Source organism: Serratia marcescens (assembly GCF_001902635.1).
GTDB classification, from domain to species: Bacteria; Pseudomonadota; Gammaproteobacteria; order Enterobacterales; family Enterobacteriaceae; genus Serratia; species Serratia marcescens_F.
In genome coordinates this window covers 191,983-209,390 of sequence record NZ_MJAO01000008.1, presented here as the reverse complement: position 1 = coordinate 209,390, position 17,408 = coordinate 191,983, and the positions used below count along the sequence as shown (strand labels likewise).

At 58.7% G+C, this 17,408-nt stretch carries 16 protein-coding genes; 8 read left to right on the top strand and 8 right to left on the bottom strand.

Annotated elements, in window-relative coordinates; translation table 11 throughout:
* The first annotated feature begins 32 nt into the window (after positions 1-32).
* Together BHU62_RS10480 and BHU62_RS10475 are read left to right on the top strand one after the other, a co-directional pair.
* The gene (locus BHU62_RS10480) at positions 33-1,673 is read left to right on the top strand and encodes an ABC1 kinase family protein (RefSeq protein WP_073531950.1); all 1,641 of its coding nucleotides are present in this window, start codon (positions 33-35) and stop codon (positions 1,671-1,673) included.
* Positions 1,674-1,826: 153 nt separating this feature from the next.
* The gene (locus tag BHU62_RS10475; RefSeq protein WP_073531949.1) at positions 1,827-2,390 is read left to right on the top strand and encodes a lipoprotein; all 564 of its coding nucleotides are present in this window, start codon (positions 1,827-1,829) and stop codon (positions 2,388-2,390) included.
* A gap of 56 nt (positions 2,391-2,446) precedes the next feature.
* On the opposite strand, the gene yebF is transcribed toward BHU62_RS10475, so the two are convergent.
* The 5 genes from yebF to cspC form a co-directional block, all read right to left on the bottom strand.
* Positions 2,447-2,806 (bottom strand): protein YebF, encoded by a 360-nt coding sequence (gene yebF / locus BHU62_RS10470; RefSeq protein WP_073531948.1) that lies wholly within the window; start codon positions 2,804-2,806, stop codon positions 2,447-2,449.
* Between the two features lie 71 nt (positions 2,807-2,877).
* On the bottom strand, positions 2,878-3,186 hold the full coding sequence (yqfB, locus tag BHU62_RS10465; RefSeq protein WP_073531947.1) for a N(4)-acetylcytidine aminohydrolase: 309 nt from the start codon (positions 3,184-3,186) through the stop codon (positions 2,878-2,880).
* Between the two features lie 39 nt (positions 3,187-3,225).
* Positions 3,226-3,549, bottom strand: a complete 324-nt coding sequence (locus BHU62_RS10460) for a YebG family protein (RefSeq protein ID WP_073531946.1) — start codon at positions 3,547-3,549, stop codon at positions 3,226-3,228.
* 89 nt (positions 3,550-3,638) lie between these two features.
* The gene (dbpA, locus tag BHU62_RS10455; protein WP_073531945.1) at positions 3,639-5,021 is read right to left on the bottom strand and encodes an ATP-dependent RNA helicase DbpA; all 1,383 of its coding nucleotides are present in this window, start codon (positions 5,019-5,021) and stop codon (positions 3,639-3,641) included.
* 147 nt (positions 5,022-5,168) lie between these two features.
* Positions 5,169-5,378 (bottom strand): cold shock-like protein CspC, encoded by a 210-nt coding sequence (gene cspC, locus BHU62_RS10450; protein WP_004927572.1) that lies wholly within the window; start codon positions 5,376-5,378, stop codon positions 5,169-5,171.
* 246 nt (positions 5,379-5,624) lie between these two features.
* Between cspC and purT the strand changes: the two genes are divergently transcribed.
* Positions 5,625-6,803 (top strand): formate-dependent phosphoribosylglycinamide formyltransferase, encoded by a 1,179-nt coding sequence (gene purT / locus BHU62_RS10445; protein WP_073531944.1) that lies wholly within the window; start codon positions 5,625-5,627, stop codon positions 6,801-6,803.
* A 34-nt stretch (positions 6,804-6,837) separates the two neighbouring features.
* On the opposite strand, the gene BHU62_RS10440 is transcribed toward purT, so the two are convergent.
* Entirely contained in the window at positions 6,838-7,080 is a 243-nt protein-coding gene (locus BHU62_RS10440; protein ID WP_073531943.1) for a YoaH family protein, read from the bottom strand.
* Positions 7,081-7,150: 70 nt separating this feature from the next.
* Complete coding sequence (locus BHU62_RS10435; protein WP_073531942.1) at positions 7,151-8,152, bottom strand: glycosyltransferase; 1,002 nt, start codon at positions 8,150-8,152, stop codon at positions 7,151-7,153.
* A gap of 529 nt (positions 8,153-8,681) precedes the next feature.
* Between BHU62_RS10435 and pabB the strand changes: the two genes are divergently transcribed.
* The 4 genes from pabB to BHU62_RS10415 all read left to right on the top strand — a co-directional run bounded on the left by pabB (position 8,682) and on the right by BHU62_RS10415 (position 14,296).
* On the top strand, positions 8,682-10,055 hold the full coding sequence (pabB, locus tag BHU62_RS10430; protein ID WP_073531969.1) for an aminodeoxychorismate synthase component 1: 1,374 nt from the start codon (positions 8,682-8,684) through the stop codon (positions 10,053-10,055).
* Entirely contained in the window at positions 10,052-10,630 is a 579-nt protein-coding gene (locus tag BHU62_RS10425; RefSeq protein ID WP_073531941.1) for a CoA pyrophosphatase, read from the top strand. Before pabB ends, BHU62_RS10425 begins: the two co-directional genes overlap by 4 nt.
* 446 nt (positions 10,631-11,076) lie before the next feature.
* Entirely contained in the window at positions 11,077-12,441 is a 1,365-nt protein-coding gene (sdaA, locus tag BHU62_RS10420) for an L-serine ammonia-lyase (protein WP_073531940.1), read from the top strand.
* Between the two features lie 268 nt (positions 12,442-12,709).
* Positions 12,710-14,296 carry an EAL domain-containing protein gene (locus BHU62_RS10415; RefSeq protein ID WP_073531939.1) on the top strand — a complete coding sequence of 529 codons (1,587 nt, stop codon included), beginning with the start codon at positions 12,710-12,712 and terminating at the stop codon, positions 14,294-14,296.
* A gap of 16 nt (positions 14,297-14,312) precedes the next feature.
* Here BHU62_RS10415 and BHU62_RS10410 read toward each other — a convergent pair whose 3' ends face one another.
* A complete protein-coding gene (locus BHU62_RS10410; RefSeq protein ID WP_073531938.1) occupies positions 14,313-15,857 on the bottom strand; it encodes a TerC family protein in 1,545 nt (514 codons plus the stop codon).
* Positions 15,858-16,420: 563 nt separating this feature from the next.
* On the opposite strand from BHU62_RS10410, the gene manX reads away from it, so the two are divergent.
* Positions 16,421-17,380: a PTS mannose transporter subunit IIAB gene (gene manX, locus BHU62_RS10405; protein WP_073531937.1), complete on the top strand. Its 960-nt coding sequence runs from the start codon at positions 16,421-16,423 to the stop codon at positions 17,378-17,380.
* Positions 17,381-17,408 lie beyond the last annotated feature (28 nt).

Genomic DNA, 17,408 nt, shown 5'->3' with positions numbered 1-17,408 from the left:
ACAGTGACAAACAATAAGGACATGGCGTACTGATGTTGAAAATGGTGATTGCCACCGCTCGCGATCGGGCGCGGCTGAAAGAAATAACCTCCGTTCTGATTCATTACGGCCTGCAAGACCTTCTGCGCCTGCTGGGCTTGGGGGCTTTGTTACGCGGCGTGCGCAGCGAGCACGCCCGGCAGGACGAGCAAACGCTGCCTGAACGGCTACGCGAAGCGCTCGAGGCGCTGGGCCCCACCTTCGTCAAATTCGGCCAGATCCTGGCGACGCGTTCGGATCTGCTGGATCCCGCCTGGACCGACGAACTGGATCGCCTGCACAGTCGGGCGACGGTGTTACCGTGGGAAACGCTGGCGCCGCAAATCAGCGCCGATCTGGGCGACGCCCCCGAGCATCTGTTCGCCGAATTTGACCGCACACCGCTGGCCGCGGCGTCAATGGCGCAAATCTACCGCGCGCGTCTGCACAGCGGCGAACAGGTGGTGGTAAAGGTGCTGCGTCCCGGTCTGGCGAAAACCATCCATGCCGATCTGCGGCTGCTGGCCTCACTGGCGGAAACCATAGAGCAGCAAAGCCCGGCGCTGGCGCGCTATCGGCCACGGCAAATGGTCAGGGCGTTGGCGACGGCGCTCAATCACGAACTGGATCTGACCCACGAAGGGCACAACTGCGATCGCGTCGCCGAGATGTTCGCTCGTCAGCCCGACGTCGTGGTGCCGAAAATTTTCTGGCAGTGGTCTTCCCCGCGCCTGTTAGTGCAGGAATACTTGCCCGGCACTGCGCCGGAAAACCCGCAGCAGTTGGCGGCGGCGGGCTTTGACGGCCCGCTGCTGGCACAACGCGGCGCCCGCGCCTTTATGAGCATGGTGCTGGAACACCGGCTGTATCACGCCGATCCGCATCCCGGCAACGTGATGGCGCTAAGCGGCGACCGCGTCGGCTTTATTGATTTCGGTATGGTGGGGCAATTGTCAGAGCGGCGGCGCAACCAGCTGCTCCTGCTGCTGCAGGCCATCGCCGACCGCCAGTCCGACGGCATCGTCAACACGCTGATCGCCTGGTCGGACAGCGAGCCGCTGGATCTGATGGATCTGGAGCTGGCGGCGCAAAATTTTCTCGACAAACAGGCTGCCGCCACGCTGACGCTGGGCAAGGCCCTGACCGATCTGCTGGTGATGGCACGTGAACACCAGCTGGCGATGCCACCCGATCTGGTGCTGCTGTTCAAGGCTTTAATCACCGCCGACGGCGTGCTGCACCGCCTGGATCCAGCCTTCGACATCGTCGCCACGCTCAAGCCGATGCTGCAAAAAACGGTGCTGCAACGCTACGCCCCCGACGCAGTGCGTCAACGGCTGCTGGCCCTGAGCGGTGAAGCGCTCGACGCCGGAGAAGAGTTGCCGCAGACCCTGCGTTTGCTGGTACGCCGCCTGAAACGCGGGCCGCTCAACGCCGAGATCAACGTCAAGAACCTGAGTCAGTTGAGCAAAGCGCTGGAACGCGCCGCCGTCACCCTGGCCATCGCCATCGTCACTGCGGCTTTCGCCCTGGGGCTGGCGCCTTATCTGACGCATTCGTCGCTGCAGTTATGGGGCATTCCTCTGTTCCCGCTGTTGGGGGGCGCGGTTTGCCTGGCTGGCGTGATTCTCTTGGCGCTGAGGCTGCGGCGTTGACGCTTTCGGCGTTATCCGATAGGCCTCGTGGCCATTTGCGCGCACTATCCCTGGCACACCGTCCGCCCGCCGTTTTCACTCGGCAACGGAACGTTTATAATGATTAATCAATTATCTGCAGCACTTTTCGCCAGCAGTCGCAATGAGGCATTAATGAAGAAGATCCTGATGGGCGCAGCCGCCCTGCTGTTCGCCGGCATATTGGCCGGTTGTAATCAACTGACCCAGTACACCCTCAGCGAGCAGGAAGTGAATGATTACCTGCAGAAACACAACGACTATCAGAAACAGATCGGCGTACCCGGCCTGCTGGACGCCAACATCGTGCTGACACAGTTGCAGAGCCAGATCGGCCGCAGTGAACCGGGTAAAGTCACTCTTTCCGGCGACGCCAAAGTCAACATCACCTCGATCCTCGGCCCGCAGACGGCGGACCTGAAGCTGACGCTGAAAGCGCAGCCGGTTTACGATCGTGAGCAGGGTGCTATTTACCTGAAGGACATGGAATTGACCGATTACAGCGTGCAGCCGGAAAAAATGCAGACGGTGATGAAAGCGCTGACGCCGTATCTGAACCAGTCGCTGAAATCCTATTTCGACCAAAAGCCGGCCTATGTGCTGAATCCGGACAACAGCAAAACCGAAGCGCTGGCGAAAAAACTGGCGAAAGGGCTGGAAGTGAAGCCGGGTGAACTGGTGATCCCGTTCAGCGACTGATGCAGCGCTGACGCATCAAGCCCGCCGACCGGCGGGCTTTTTATTGCCGGAAAGAATTACTGCGGCGTGCTGTAGGCGATCTCGCCGGTGTTGCAGTTAAGCGTCACGTTGTAGGTCTTATCCACCTTGGTGCCGCGCACCGTCAACGGCACCTGCCACACCTGATCCTTGCCGCTGATGGCATCCGGGCTAACCCAAGCGATCGGGGTCGCGGTACCCAGCAGTTTTTTATCCGCCTCCCAGCGCGTGATGCGGTTCTGCAAGAAATCGCGCTTCACCTGAGCGGCAATATCCGCCGGCTGCAGGCCTGCGCACTGCCCCACCTTGGCGGTACGTTGCTCCTGATCCTGCGCCCACGCCGCCGTCGATACCCCCATCATGGCCAACAAGGCGATGGCCAAACCCGTTTTTTTCATATGCCCTCCAGTTGTGATTTGCGCTATCCGGGCGCCCATCCCTGGATCACAACAGGGCAGTCGGCAAGGGGTTACCGTTTGACGAAATCAATGACAAACAGCGCATCCAGGCCCGGATAGATCTCCTTGATCACCTGCTTCAGTTCACCGAGCGACATGTTCTCCTGCTGTGCGTGGCGTTCGGTCAGCGCATCCAGGCGCACCGGCGTTACCGACAGCACTTCGATAAAGCAGAAAAATACGCCGTCTTCATTTCGGCTCACGCGCACTACCTCACCCGGTTGGAAATGCGACTCACTGGCATCCCGAATGGTGATGGTTTTGCGCCCGGCCAGAATGTCTTGCTCAAAGCGGCTGAAGAAAGTTATTTCACGGCTCATTTTAGATCCTTTTTCATCACAACACCGCAACATAAGCCATTATGCTGCTTGCTTTTCTGACGCAGATCCCTCTTTTGAGTTAGATACCGCTTTTTTCGCTTTCGCTTCCGTCGGTTTTTTGAGGGTTTCCGCCGGCGTTGCGCCGCGCAGAATGAGGCCCAGCGCCTCCTTATGCTCCGCCAGGAAGAAGCTCAGCCCTTCGCGCTGTTCGTCATCCAGGTTCAGCGGCGCCTGCTGCAGCCACTCACCGAGGTTATCCGCCAAATCCAGCATTTTGTCGTAGGCGTCGGCTTCTTTCTTGCTCGCGAAAGTCATTTTTTCCTCACCGTTTCTCACCACCACATATTTAACTTCTACCGCCATGCGTGCGTCCTCAAATACTCAAATAACTGTAATTATATACAGTATAAATAGATGTCGGCGGGAAGGCAAACCGCCCCCCCGCTTTCGGCTTATTTCAGCAGCCGTACCTTACAGCTTTTGCCTTTGATTTTACCCTGTTGCAGCTGTTGCAACGCTTTGCGCGCGCTGGCCTTGCGGATCGCGACATAGGCGTGTACCGGGAACATATCGATCTTGCCCACTTCCGCCGCCGTCAGCCCGGCATCGCCGGTCAGCGCGCCGAGGATATCGCCGGGACGGATCTTCGCTTTGCGGCCGCCGTCGATGCACAGCGTCACCATTTCCGCTTCCAGTGAGCCGTTCGCCGCCCCGCTCAGCTCGGAGAGTGGCGCCCAATCGACGGTCATCTGCAGATAATCTTCAATCGCGTGCGCCCGCGCCATTTCCTGCGGTGTGCACAGGCTGATCGCCAGCCCGCTCATGCCGGCGCGGCCGGTGCGGCCGATGCGGTGCACGTGCACTTCGGGATCGAACGCCAGCTCGTAGTTAACCACCAGCTCCAGCTCTTTAATGTCCAGCCCGCGCGCGGCGACGTCGGTCGCCACCAGCACCCGGCAACTGCGGTTGGCAAAGCGCACCAGCACCTGATCGCGGTCGCGCTGCTCCAGATCGCCATGCAGCGCCAGTGCGCTGATGCCGCGGGCCTCCAGGGCCTCAAGCACCGTCTGGCAATCGCGTTTGGTATTGCAGAACACCACGCAGGAAGCAGGTTGATGATAGCGAATGGCCGACACCAACAACGCCGGACGCTGATCGCGCGTGGTCTCGTAGAAACGTTGCTCAATGGTAGCCTGCGCTTCACCATCGTCCACCTCGACGCTCTGCGGCTGGCGCTGAACGCGCTCGCTGATGCGCTCGATGCCTGCCGGGTAAGTGGCGGAGAACAACAGCGTCTGACGCTGTGGCGGCGTGTAGCTGATCACATCGTCAATGTCGTCGGCGAAGCCCATGTCCAGCATGCGGTCGGCTTCGTCCAGCACCAGCACCTTCAATTCGTCCAGCAGCAGCGTTTTCTTGCGCAGATGCTCCTGAATACGGCCCGGCGTCCCCACCACGATGTGTGGCGCATGCACCAGAGAGTCGAGCTGCGGCCCCATCGGCTGGCCGCCGCACAGCGTCAAAATCTTGATGTTTTGCGTGAAGCGTGCCAGACGGCGCAGCTCTTTGCTCACCTGGTCGGCCAGTTCGCGGGTGGGACACAATACCAGCGCCTGTGTGGCGACCTGATTGACAACGATGTTATTCAGCAGACCAATGCCGAACGCCGCCGTTTTGCCGCTGCCGGTTTTCGCCTTGGCGCGCACATCCCGCCCTTGCAGGATGGCGGGCAACGCGGCGGCCTGCACCGGCGTCATTTCGGCGTACCCCAGTTCGTTGAGGTTGGCCAACTGTTCGGCTGGCAGCGGCAGGGAAGAAAAAGAAACTGTGCTCACGGCGATAACTCTTATATGACGAATGGAATGGCGGCGCGCCCGCAGGCTGGCGCCGAATCAGCGGTAAATGATAACAGAGATGGGCGGCATAACGGGCAGCGGGCATAAAAAAACCCGCCGGCGGCGGGTTTCTTGGCGGCTCGGTCGTTAAATGGCAACGACGTTGGCTGCGGCTGGGCCACGCTGGCTGTCCTGGATGGAGAACTCAACCTGCTGGCCTTCAGCCAGGGTCTTGAAACCATCGCTAACGATAGCGGAAAAATGAACGAAAACGTCTTTAGAGCCGTCGGCAGGCGTGATAAAGCCGAAACCCTTGCTTTCGTTGAACCATTTAACGTGACCAGTGATCTTGCTCATTTGTGTTTCCTTTACTTGATAAACCTGCCTTGACGGCACGAGACGCGAAAACCCTGCTATATATAGGCCTTCTTTCGCCGTCGCTTATTAACGCACAATCGTCCATGTAGGGCAAATATTTCTGCTTGTTATAAAAACAGTAAGTTAGCAACAAACCTGGCACGACGGCTGTGCACGCAATCGTTTTCGTATATACTGCCCGCCGATCATCAATCCGCTTACTTTCACCGATCCAGGTACGAAACTATGTTAACGATTGGAACCGCCCTGCGCCCATCCGCCACCCGCGTCATGTTGCTCGGCTCCGGCGAGCTGGGTAAAGAAGTCGCCATTGAATGCCAGCGCCTCGGCCTGGAAGTGATCGCCGTCGATCGCTACGCCGACGCCCCCGCCATGCACGTGGCGCACCGCAGCCACGTCATCAACATGCTGGACGGCGATGCGTTGAAAGCCGTTATCGAACAAGAACGTCCGAACTATATCGTTCCAGAGATCGAAGCGATCGCCACCGCCATGCTGGTCGAGCTGGAACGCCAAGGCCACCGCGTGGTGCCCTGCGCCGAAGCCACGCGCCTGACGATGAATCGTGAAGGCATCCGCCGCCTGGCGGCGGAAGAGCTCGGCCTGCCCACGTCCAGCTACCGCTTTGCCGACAGCGAAACGGCCTTCCGTCAGGCGGTCGAGCATATCGGCTACCCGTGCATCGTCAAACCGGTGATGAGTTCTTCCGGCAAGGGACAAAGCCTGATCCGCACGCCTGAACAGCTGCAAAGCGCCTGGGATTACGCCCAACAGGGGGGGCGCGCCGGTGGCGGCCGGGTGATCGTCGAAGGGCTGGTGAGGTTTGATTTTGAAATCACGCTGTTGACCATCAACGCGGTGGACGGCGTTCACTTCTGCGAGCCGATCGGGCACCGTCAGGAGGATGGGGATTATCGCGAATCCTGGCAACCACAGCGTATGTCGGCGACCGCGCTGAGCCACGCGCAGGCCATCGCGGAGAAAGTGGTGAAAGCCCTAGGCGGTTTCGGGTTGTTCGGCGTAGAGCTGTTCGTCTGCGGCGACGAAGTGATCTTCAGCGAGGTTTCACCGCGCCCGCACGATACCGGTATGGTGACGTTGATTTCACAGGATCTGTCTGAGTTCGCCCTGCACGTTCGCGCGTTTCTCGGCTTGCCGATCGGCGCCGTCCGCCAATTCGGCCCTTCCGCCTCGGCGGTGATCCTGCCGCAGCTCACCAGCGCCGATGTGCGTTTCAGCGGGTTGGAAAACGCGCTGCGCGGGCACAATCAGCTGCGTCTGTTCGGTAAACCGGAGATCGCTGGGCAACGTCGCCTCGGCGTGGCGTTAGCGACGGCAGATACCACGGAACACGCAGTGGAGCTGGCGAAACAGGCCGCCGCCGCCGTGGCGGTAGAACGCTGAAACTGACGGGGCCGCTTACGCGGCCCCGATAACATCAATAGTCTTCGTCTTCTTCTTCCGCATCGTCGTCCTGCGGCGCTTCCAGTTCGGCTTCATGCTGCTCGTCTTCGTCGTCGAACAACACCGCAACCTGGGCACCCTGGTGCTTCTCACGGATTTCCTGCGCAACGCGAGCGATGGCTTCGCCGCTGCTCATGCCCTGTTCCATCAGTTGATGGATGCGATCCGCCGCTTCCTGCTGTTCCGCGTGACTCAGTAATGGCATACCTGCATGCATGTGTCGTTCTCTCCGGCAAAAGGGAGAAGGAGTATACGCGCTAACGCGGCGGATCCCAACGTCTTGTGTCTCAGGCAGGCTGTGAACAGCCGTTGTCGTTGCGCCATTGCTTCAGGCGATGCCGCCACAGCATGACGTGCCACCCCTGCTTGAGGCCACGCGCATTGCCGAACATCGCCCTGTCGATGCCGCGCTGGTAGAACTCTTCGGTAATCTGACACTGGGCCGCCAGCTCCGGTTCACGGCGGATACTGTGGCAAATGCCTAATGCCTCACGGGTGATCTGCCAATGGAAAGCCGGGCGAATGGCGATCGTGCCCGCATAACGCAGATTGAGCCGTTCCAGCATTTCGACGATTTTCATATAGTGACGTTGATAATTTACGTTCGCCAGGCCGGTGCGGCGGCGATTGCTGATCGACTTATCGTGTACCCGCTGGCGATACAGCGGCGTACTTAAATATTTGACCCGCCGGGCATTAAACATGACCTCAGTCGTCCAGGGAATATCCTGGTGATGCAACCCCGGCTCAAAATAGAGCCGATGTTGGCGAATAAAATCGAGGCGATATATCGCCAGCCACACGACGTGAATAAATTTTCGCGATTTCAGCGCGCGCTCAAACCATTCTACGCCGGTGATAACGCCGGTGCTGCGTAAGCGTTCAGGAGGAAAAATCGGCTGTAATTCATCTTCGCTGGCGAAATAACGTTCGCCATTGCATTGCATCACGTCTAATTGATGCTGTTCCGCCTGATCCAACAGCGTGGAATACAGATCCGGCGCCAGCAGATCGTCGGCATCGGGAAACGCCACGTATTTACCCCGGGCGACGGCCAATCCGGCATTGCGTGCATTGGAAACGCCGGCGTTCGCCTGATCGATCACCCGAATATGCGGATGCGCGGCCGCGTAACGGTGCGCGACCTCTCCTGAACCGTCGGTAGAACCGTCATTGACGATGATCACCTCCAACCGGCGCTCCCGTTGGGCCAGCAATGAGGCCAGGAAAGGCTCTAATAATTCTCCCGCATTGTGCATCGGGACGATGACGCTCAGCATTAACGACATAGGCAGCTCTTCAATGATAATGTAACAAAATAATAATTTTATTTTTTAAAATAATATCAATCCGTTCAGCGCACTTTGGGAAAATGAATAAAGCATTCAGACTTCCGCAACCGCTGAAATGGGACTAATCTTATTTTTACTTTTCATGCCCTCAGCAAGAAAAGTGTTGAATAATTAAGCCGTTAATTTCAAAGAATGGCGATGCGACCCATTATCAGGCAAGACCACCCCGCCTCCTGAATTTAATAACAAGAGGAAACAATAAGATTGTGAAATTAACGAATCGTTTTTATATTTCTCGGGTCTTACGCCCTCGATAAATAATGCTTCCAGTTCATTTTGACGTTAAATTTTTAACATATCGAAGTATAATGAATGGCGCAAAAAATGCCTTATTTCAGGTTTATTGAACTACCGTTTATGTGAACTGTGCTGCATGTCCCGCATGGCAAAACATGCATGCTACCGCCGTCTATGGCACACTAACCGCCAGATATCGCCGTCTTCACAGCCAGGTTTATTGACGTTCATGAGCGTAACCGCCCCAAACATAAAGCCTTTGCCCTACAGCCGCAGCGCCCTGATGACGCTTTTCGCCCCGCTTTCATCGCAACCTTGGGCGATGCTGCTGCATTCGGGGCATGCCGACCATTCGCATAACCGTTTCGATATCCTGGTCGCTGAGCCACGCGTTACCCTTATCACCCGTGGCGACACTACCGAAATCAGTCGTGACGGCGTCATGACCCCGTCGGCGGCCGATCCGTTTAGCCTGCTGCAACAGCAGTTGTCGGCGCAAGGTTGGCAACCGCGCTTTAACCCGGACCTGCCGTTTCAGGGGGGGGCTCTCGGGCTGTTTGGCTACGATCTCGGGCGCAGGGTAGAAACCTTGCCGCAGTCGGCCGAAGCCGACCTCGCCCTGCCGGACATGGCGGTGGGCATTTACGACTGGGCGCTGATCGCCGATCACCGGCAGCAAACCCTGACGCTGCTCAGCTATGGCGATGTGGAACAGCGCTGGCGTTGGCTCAATGAACAATCTGCGCCGCCGGTGGGGGCTTTCACCCTGCTGAGCGACTGGCGCGCCAACATGAGCCGGCGGCAATATGGCGAGAAATTCCAACGCATTCAACACTACCTGCATAGCGGCGACTGCTACCAAATCAATCTGGCGCAGCGGTTCTCCGCCGACTATCAGGGGGATGAGTGGCAGGCATTTTGCCGCTTGAGCGCCAGCAACCGCGCGCCGTTCTCCGCCTTCCTGCGCCTGCCTCACAACAGCGTGCTGAGCGTCTCTCCCGAGCGCTTCCTGTGGCTGGAGCAACAGCGCATCCAAACCCGCCCGATCAAGGGCACGCTGCCGCGGCTGGCGAATGCGGAACAAGACGCCGCCCAGGCTCGCCGTCTGGCAGACTCCCCCAAGGATCGCGCTGAAAATCTGATGATCGTCGATCTGCTGCGCAACGATATCGGCCGCGTCGCCCAACCCGGCAGCGTCCGCGTGCCGGAGCTGTTCGCCGTGGAGCCGTTCCCGGCGGTACACCACCTGGTGAGCACCATTACCGCTACCCTGCCGGACAACGCGTCGGCGACCGAACTGCTGCGCGCCTGCTTCCCCGGCGGATCGATCACCGGTGCCCCCAAAGTACGGGCGATGGAAATCATCGAAGAGCTGGAGCCGCAGCGGCGCAACGCCTACTGCGGCAGCATCGGTTATCTGAGCGCCTGCGGCACGATGGACACCAACATCACCATCCGCACGCTCGTTACCGAAAACGGCCGTATCTACTGTTCCGCCGGCGGCGGCATCGTGGCGGACAGTCAAGAACAGGCGGAATATCAGGAAACCTTCGACAAGGTTGGCCGCATTCTGCCGCTGCTCGGGGAGTGTGCCCTGTCGTGATCCCATCGAACTCGCCGGCCTCGCTGCACGCCTTTATCAGCCGTTTTCAACTGCAGTTGCCGCAGGCGGCGCAGACCTCGCACAATGTGCGGCCGGCGGCGGTGCTGATCCCGATCGTCTGCCGCCCTGAACCGACGCTGCTGCTGACCCGCCGCGCCGATTCGCTGCGCAAACATGCCGGCCAGGTGGCGTTCCCCGGCGGTAAAACCGATGCCGAAGACGGCTCGGCGATCGTCACGGCGCTGCGCGAGGCGCAGGAGGAAGTGGCAATACCGCCCCAGGCGGTGACCGTACTCGGCCAAATGGCGCCGCTCGACAGCAGCACCGGATTTCAGGTCACGCCGATCGTCGGTCTGATCCCGCCGGACGTGCAGTTCCACGCCAATGAAGGCGAAGTGGCGGACGTGTTCGAAGTGCCGCTGCACGAAGCCTTAACCCTGTCGCGTTACTATCCGCTGGACATCCATCGCGCCGGCCACACGCACCGCATTTACCTTTCCTGGTATCACAGCCAGTTTATCTGGGGGCTGACCGCCGCCATTATTCGGCGTCTGGCGCAGCAGGTCAGCATTTAGCCGCCATAGCGTGATCTGACTCTCAATCTGGCGCGGCCGTCGGTTTCCGCTGCAGGTAAAGCGATCGATATCACTTCATTTGTTCGCTTTTTCAACTACCGTTCCGGTTGAATGGTTTTAAAAAAACTGTAAACCCTCTCTTAAACCTTACGAAATACCTGTAAAATACCACCGTCCGAGATAAACCACTGTAGAAACAGGGATTAAGCCGGCGGCGTTCAGCAAGGAAAGCTGGCGCGATTACCGCTAATGGAGCTTGGGCGAAAGCGGATGCCACGCACAAGGGTTCGCCCCGGGTAATCAGTAAAAAAAGCGACACCAAGGATTATTTAATTTCATGCGAAAAAGGCAGCCGAACCCGCACGGCCCTTTTACAATATCGCTGTTCCCTGCGCGGTTTTTAACCGCTGCAGCCATAACAATACGTCTCTTTAAGGAGTTTTAGCGTGATTAGCGTTTTCGACATGTTTAAGATCGGCATCGGCCCGTCCAGCTCTCATACGGTTGGACCGATGAAAGCCGGCAAACAGTTTGTCGACGATCTGGTAAATAAAGGCCTGATGCCTTCTATCACGCGTGTTGCCGTAGACGTTTACGGCTCACTCTCATTGACCGGCAAAGGTCACCATACCGATATCGCCATCATTCTCGGCCTGGCCGGCAACATGCCGGACACCGTCGATATCGATAGCATTCCGGGTTTTATTCGCGATGTAGAGCAACGTCAACGCCTGATGCTGGCCAACGGCCTGCATGAAGTCGATTTCCCGCGCGACGGCGGCATGGTCTTCCGCAGCGACAACCTGCCGCTGCACGAAAACGGCATGCAGATCCACGCCTTCGCCGGCGATAAAGAAGTGTACAGCAAGACCTACTATTCCATCGGTGGCGGTTTCATCGTCGACGAAGAGAACTTCGGTAAGGACGGCGAGCAAGAATTGCAAATGCCGTATCCGTTCAACTCCGCGCGTGAAATGCTCGACCATTGCCGCGAGACCGGGCTGTCGCTGTCCGGCATGGTGATGCAGAACGAACTGGCGCTGCACAGCAAGCAGGACATCGACACCTATTTCGGCAACGTTTGGCAGACCATGCGCGCCTGTATCGACCGCGGTTTGAACACCGAAGGCGTGCTGCCGGGGCCGCTGCGCGTACCGCGCCGCGCTTCCGCACTGCGCCGCATGCTGGTTGCGTCGGACAAGCTGTCCAGCGATCCGATGAACGTGATCGATTGGGTCAACATGTTCGCGTTGGCGGTTAACGAAGAGAACGCCGCCGGCGGCCGTGTAGTGACCGCACCGACCAACGGCGCCTGCGGCATCGTGCCGGCAGTGCTGGCGTACTACGATCACTTCATCGAGTCCGTCAGCCCGGACATCTACATCCGTTACTTTATGGCTGCAGGCGCCATCGGTGCGCTGTACAAGATGAACGCCTCCATTTCCGGCGCCGAAGTCGGCTGTCAGGGTGAAGTCGGCGTCGCCTGCTCCATGGCGGCGGCCGGCCTGGCCGAACTGCTGGGCGGCAGCCCTGAGCAGGTGTGCGTAGCGGCGGAGATCGGCATGGAACACAACCTGGGCCTGACCTGCGACCCGGTCGCCGGCCAGGTACAGGTGCCGTGCATCGAGCGCAACGCCATCGCATCGGTCAAGGCGATCAACGCCGCCCGCATGGCCTTGCGCCGCACCAGCGAACCGCGTGTTTCGTTGGATAAGGTGATCGAGACCATGTACGAAACCGGCAAAGACATGAACGCCAAATACCGCGAAACTTCCCGCGGCGGCCTGGCGATCAAGGTACAATGCGACTGACAGACAACCCCGCCGCCAGGCGGGGTTTTTTATGGATAATCAATTCATTGGCGGCGCTTAGTGACGCCGTCACCAAAAAATATCCTGCGTTTTCCTCATCGATCCGCCAGTTAACCTGCAAATTGGCTTTCTGTTTTACCAAACTGAAATAATTTACTGAGTTACCATCAATCTTGTATAACCTCAGGCTAGAATTAGCCGAGCGCAATTTAAGGACCTATAGCCTGACTGTGACTCGGAGCTGGATTACCGAACAAGGATTTACCGGATGTTGATGACCCATCTCGCCGCGTCTCGATATCGCTACTACCGTTGGCTGCTGGCCGGAACGGTGGGCGCGGCTATTCTGTTGGTATCGCTGTATACCCGTTACTATCAAGAGGTCAAAAGCATCGAGCAGAGCCAGCAGACGCTGGCCACCCGCACCGTCGGCAAGATCAACCAGCTGCTGATCCCGGCGCAGCGGCAGGCGGAACGCAGTATGGAGATGCTGGAACAACCCTGCGAGAACGTCTCATCGACCCTGCGCTTTCGCGCCGCACAAAATCAGGCGCTGCGCGCCATGCTGTTGGTAAAAAACGGTATCATCTATTGCTCCAGCCTGTTTGGCGCCCGCCATTATCAACTGGCGGCGGTGATGCCCACCTTCGTCAACAATAACGCCCGGCTGGCGCTACGCCCCTCGCTGGCGGTCAGCAAAGGCCTGCCCACGCTGGTGATGTGGACACCATCCCCCGCCGACAAGACCAGCGGCGTGCTGCACGTGTTCAATATCGAACTGCTGTCCAACTTTTTACTCGAACCGCAGGAGCCTTATGTTCAGCGGGTGGTGCTGAACGTGGCCGACAGCAGCCTGGAGTATGGCCGCCGCGAAATCCTGAGCCGCGATACCCTGACCAACGATCTGCGCTACACCGCCGGCTCTGCGCTCTACCCATTCTCGATTTCGCTGTTCGGCCCGCAGATCGGCATGCTGGCGCTTTCCGCGCTGCCACGCCATATCCCGCTGGCGCTGTTGATCAGCCTGCTGGCGGCCTATGTGGTCTATCTGCTCACCGCCAACCGCATGAGCCTGTCTTACCATATCGGTCATGCCATCACCCACCGGGAGTTCCGCGTCTACTGCCAGCCGATCATCCACAGCGATACCGGGCGCTGCGCCGGCGTCGAGATGCTGCTGCGCTGGAAAAAGAAGCGGCAAGGCTGGATCTCGCCCGACGTGTTTATCCCGCTGGCCGAGCAGCATGAGCTGATCATTCCGCTCACCCGCTATCTGATGAGCACCGTGGCGGAAAACCTGCGGCTATTCCCGCCGCGCCCCTCGTTCTACATCAGCATCAACGTCGCCGCCGAGCATTTTAAAACGCTCAATATCATCGACGATATCCGACAGATTTGGCTGCCGGCGCACCCGATGCCTTCGCTGATGCTGGAGCTGACCGAGCGCACCGCGCTGTCGGCAATCCAGTACGACCAGATCCGCACGTTGAAAGACATGGGCATCATGCTGGCCATCGACGATTTCGGCACCGGCCACAGTTCGCTGAGCTACCTGAAAAACCTCAGCCCGGACGTGTTGAAGATCGATCGCGGCTTTACCGCCGCCATCGGCACCGACGCGGTGAACGCCACCGTGACCGACACCATCATTATGCTGGCACAGCGGCTGAAGCTGAAACTGGTGGCCGAGGGGGTGGAAACAGCGGAACAGGCCGACTACCTGCGCGCGCGCGAGGTCAATGCTCTGCAGGGGTACTATTTCGCCAAACCGATGCCGATCCATGTTTTCCCGCTGTGGTTGCAGCAGTACGAATCGCGCGTCAGGAAAGCGGAAGAGAACCCGCCGGAGGCCTAAGCCTCCGGCGGCGTTATTACGAATGCGCCTGTTCGTCGAAGACGACGCGGGTGATGCGCACCAGTTCGATACGGTATTCGGACACCTCGACGATGTCGAAACGCAGACGGTTAAGCTCGATGCTGTCGCCCGCCACCGGCATCTGGCCGTAGTGAGCCAACAGCAACCCCGCCAGGGTGGCGTAGTCGGCGGTTGGGCTAACCAGATCATCGCAGGCCAACGCCTGTTCCAGCGAGTGCAGATCGGTACCGCCTTTCACCAGCCAACCTTCGCCTTCCGCCACGATGTCCGGCGTTTCGTCTTCGTCCGGGAACTCACCGGCGATCGCTTCGAGCACATCCAGCGGCGTCACCAGCCCCTGCACGACACCGAACTCGTTGGTGACCACCACCAGACGGCCTTTGGCGCGGCGCAGCACCGCCAACAGCTTGATGACGTCCATGGTTTCCGGCACCACGATCGGCGGCGTGCGGGCGGCGAACTCGGCGATATCCTCGCCCCGCTCCAGCGCCACCAGCAGATCCTTGGCGCGCACCACACCGACGATCTCATCCACCGATTCGCGGCACACCGGGAACAGGCTGTGCGGCGTGTCCAGCAGTTGCTCACGCACCTCTTCGCGCGAGCGCTCACAGTCGACCCAGGAGATATCGGTGCGCGGCGTCATTACGCTGCGCAATGAACGCGAGGCCAGCGTCAACACGCCGCTGATCATGTAACGCTCTTCCGCCGCGAAGGTTTCATCCCTCGGCAATGCAACCGCGTCGTCCGTCTGCTGCGCACGCTGTTGCCCCATCAGGCGCATGATCGCTTCCGCGGTGCGCTCGCGCATCGGGCGACGCGCCTGATGCTTAATGAAGTTGCGGCGCGCGATCTGGTTGAACAGTTCAATCAGGATCGAGAAGCCGATCGCGGCATACAGATAGCCTTTAGGAATATGCAAACCGAAGCCTTCGGCGATCAGGCTCAGGCCGATCATCAACAGGAAGCTCAGGCACAGCACCACGATGGTCGGGTGCGCGTTGACGAAGTTGGTCAACGGTTTGGACGCCAGCAGCATCACCGCCATCGCGATCACCACCGCCGCCATCATCACCGGCAAGTCGTTCACCATGCCCACGGCGGTAATCACCGCATCGAGCGAGAACACCGCGTCAAGGATCACGATCTGCACCACCACCGCCCAGAATTTGGCGTAGCCGCGATTGGCGCCGTCCTGATGCGTCTGCCCTTCCAGCCGTTCGTGCAGCTCCATGGTGGCTTTGAACAGTAGGAACACCCCGCCAAACAGCAGGATCAGATCGCGGCCGGAGAAGCTGAACTCACCGACGCTAAACAGCGGCGTGGTCAGCGTCACCATCCAGGAGATCACCGACAGCAGTCCCAAACGCATCACCAGCGCCAGCGACAGACCGATAATGCGTGCTTTATCGCGCTGCTTCGGCGGCAGCTTGTCGGCCAAAATGGCGATAAACACCAGGTTGTCGATGCCCAGCACGATTTCCAGCACCACCAGCGTAAGCAACCCCGCCCAAATAGAGGGGTCCATTAAAAATTCCATATCAGACTCCAGAACAAAGACGGGATGAGCGCGCGTGGCTCAGACGTGACGATGCCGCCGCCGCATAAACGCAGTCGACAATAGCAAGGTTACGGGATTGGCTTACCGGGGGATGGCCGAGCGGCCGAACATGTTGTGCAACGCCAGCAGGTGGCGGGTGGAACCTTGAAAAACAGTAACTTCGGTGACAGTCCATAGGGAGGGCTGAGGCCCTTCACTCCTTAGTGATGAAAGAGGAAATTACTGTATCAGGATTTTTCTGGAGGACAAAGCGGCTTTTATCAACCGCGGTTGAGAGCGATGCAGCGCCATTCCCCCCGCGCTGGCTAAGGTTTATCCGAGCATTCAATAGCGGAGCAGCGTCACAAAAAATATTTTTTCACTCACTAAAATAAATGACGCGTTCGTGAAGTATCGCGCACAGGCATTTGAAACTGCGTGAGAAATGTTAGGCGTGCGTTTCTTTTTTTCTACCATAATGTATCTGAACCGCGGAAGTGACTGCCAAGACGGCGCGGAAGAACGACACAAACCGCGCCTGGAGTTCAACGAGGAGGTAGCGAGTGGCAATAGCTATTATCATCGGCACACACGGGGCTGCAGCGGAACAACTGCTGAAAACGGCGGAGATGCTATTGGGCGAGCAGGACAACGTCGCCTTTATAGACTTCGTTCCCGGTGAGAATGCCGAAACGTTAATCGTCAAGTACAACGAAAAAATCAGTGGGTTGGATACCAGCGGCGGCGTGCTGTTCCTGGTGGATACCTGGGGCGGCAGCCCGTTCAACGCCGCCAGCCGCATCGCGGTCGATAAAGAAAACTATGAGGTCGTCACCGGGGTCAACATTCCCATGCTGGTGGAAACCTTCATGGCGCGGGACGACAACCCCGCTTTCGATGAACTGGTGGCGCTGGCGTTGGAAACCGGCCGTGAAGGCGTGAAAGCGCTGAAAAAACCGCAGGAAGAACCCGCCAAACCCGTAGCGCCCGTCGCCAAAGCCGCGGCCCCTCAAGCGCCGCTGGGGCCGAACGACCATATGAAAATCGGCCTGGCGCGCATCGACGACCGTTTGATCCACGGCCAGGTCGCCACCCGTTGGACCAAAGAGACCAACGTCAGCCGCATCATCGTCGTCAGCGATGAAGTCGCCGCCGACCACGTGCGCAAAACGCTGCTGACCCAGGTCGCCCCGCCGGGCGTCACCGCCCACGTAGTGGACGTGGCGAAGGCGATCCGCGTCTGGAACAACCCGAAATACGCCAACGATCGCGTGATGCTGCTGTTCACCAACCCGACCGATGTCTGGCGGTTGGTGGAAGGCGGCGTAGAGATTAAATCCGTCAATATCGGCGGCATGGCGTTCCGCCAGGGGAAAACCCAGGTGAACAACGCCGTTTCCGTCGATGAACAAGATATCGAAGCGTTTAAGAAACTAAACGATCGCGGTATCGAGCTGGAGGTGCGTAAGGTCTCGTCCGACAGCCGGCTAAAAATGATGGACCTGATTAACAAACTCAATTAACGGCACCCGCCGCTGATTATTTTACTCA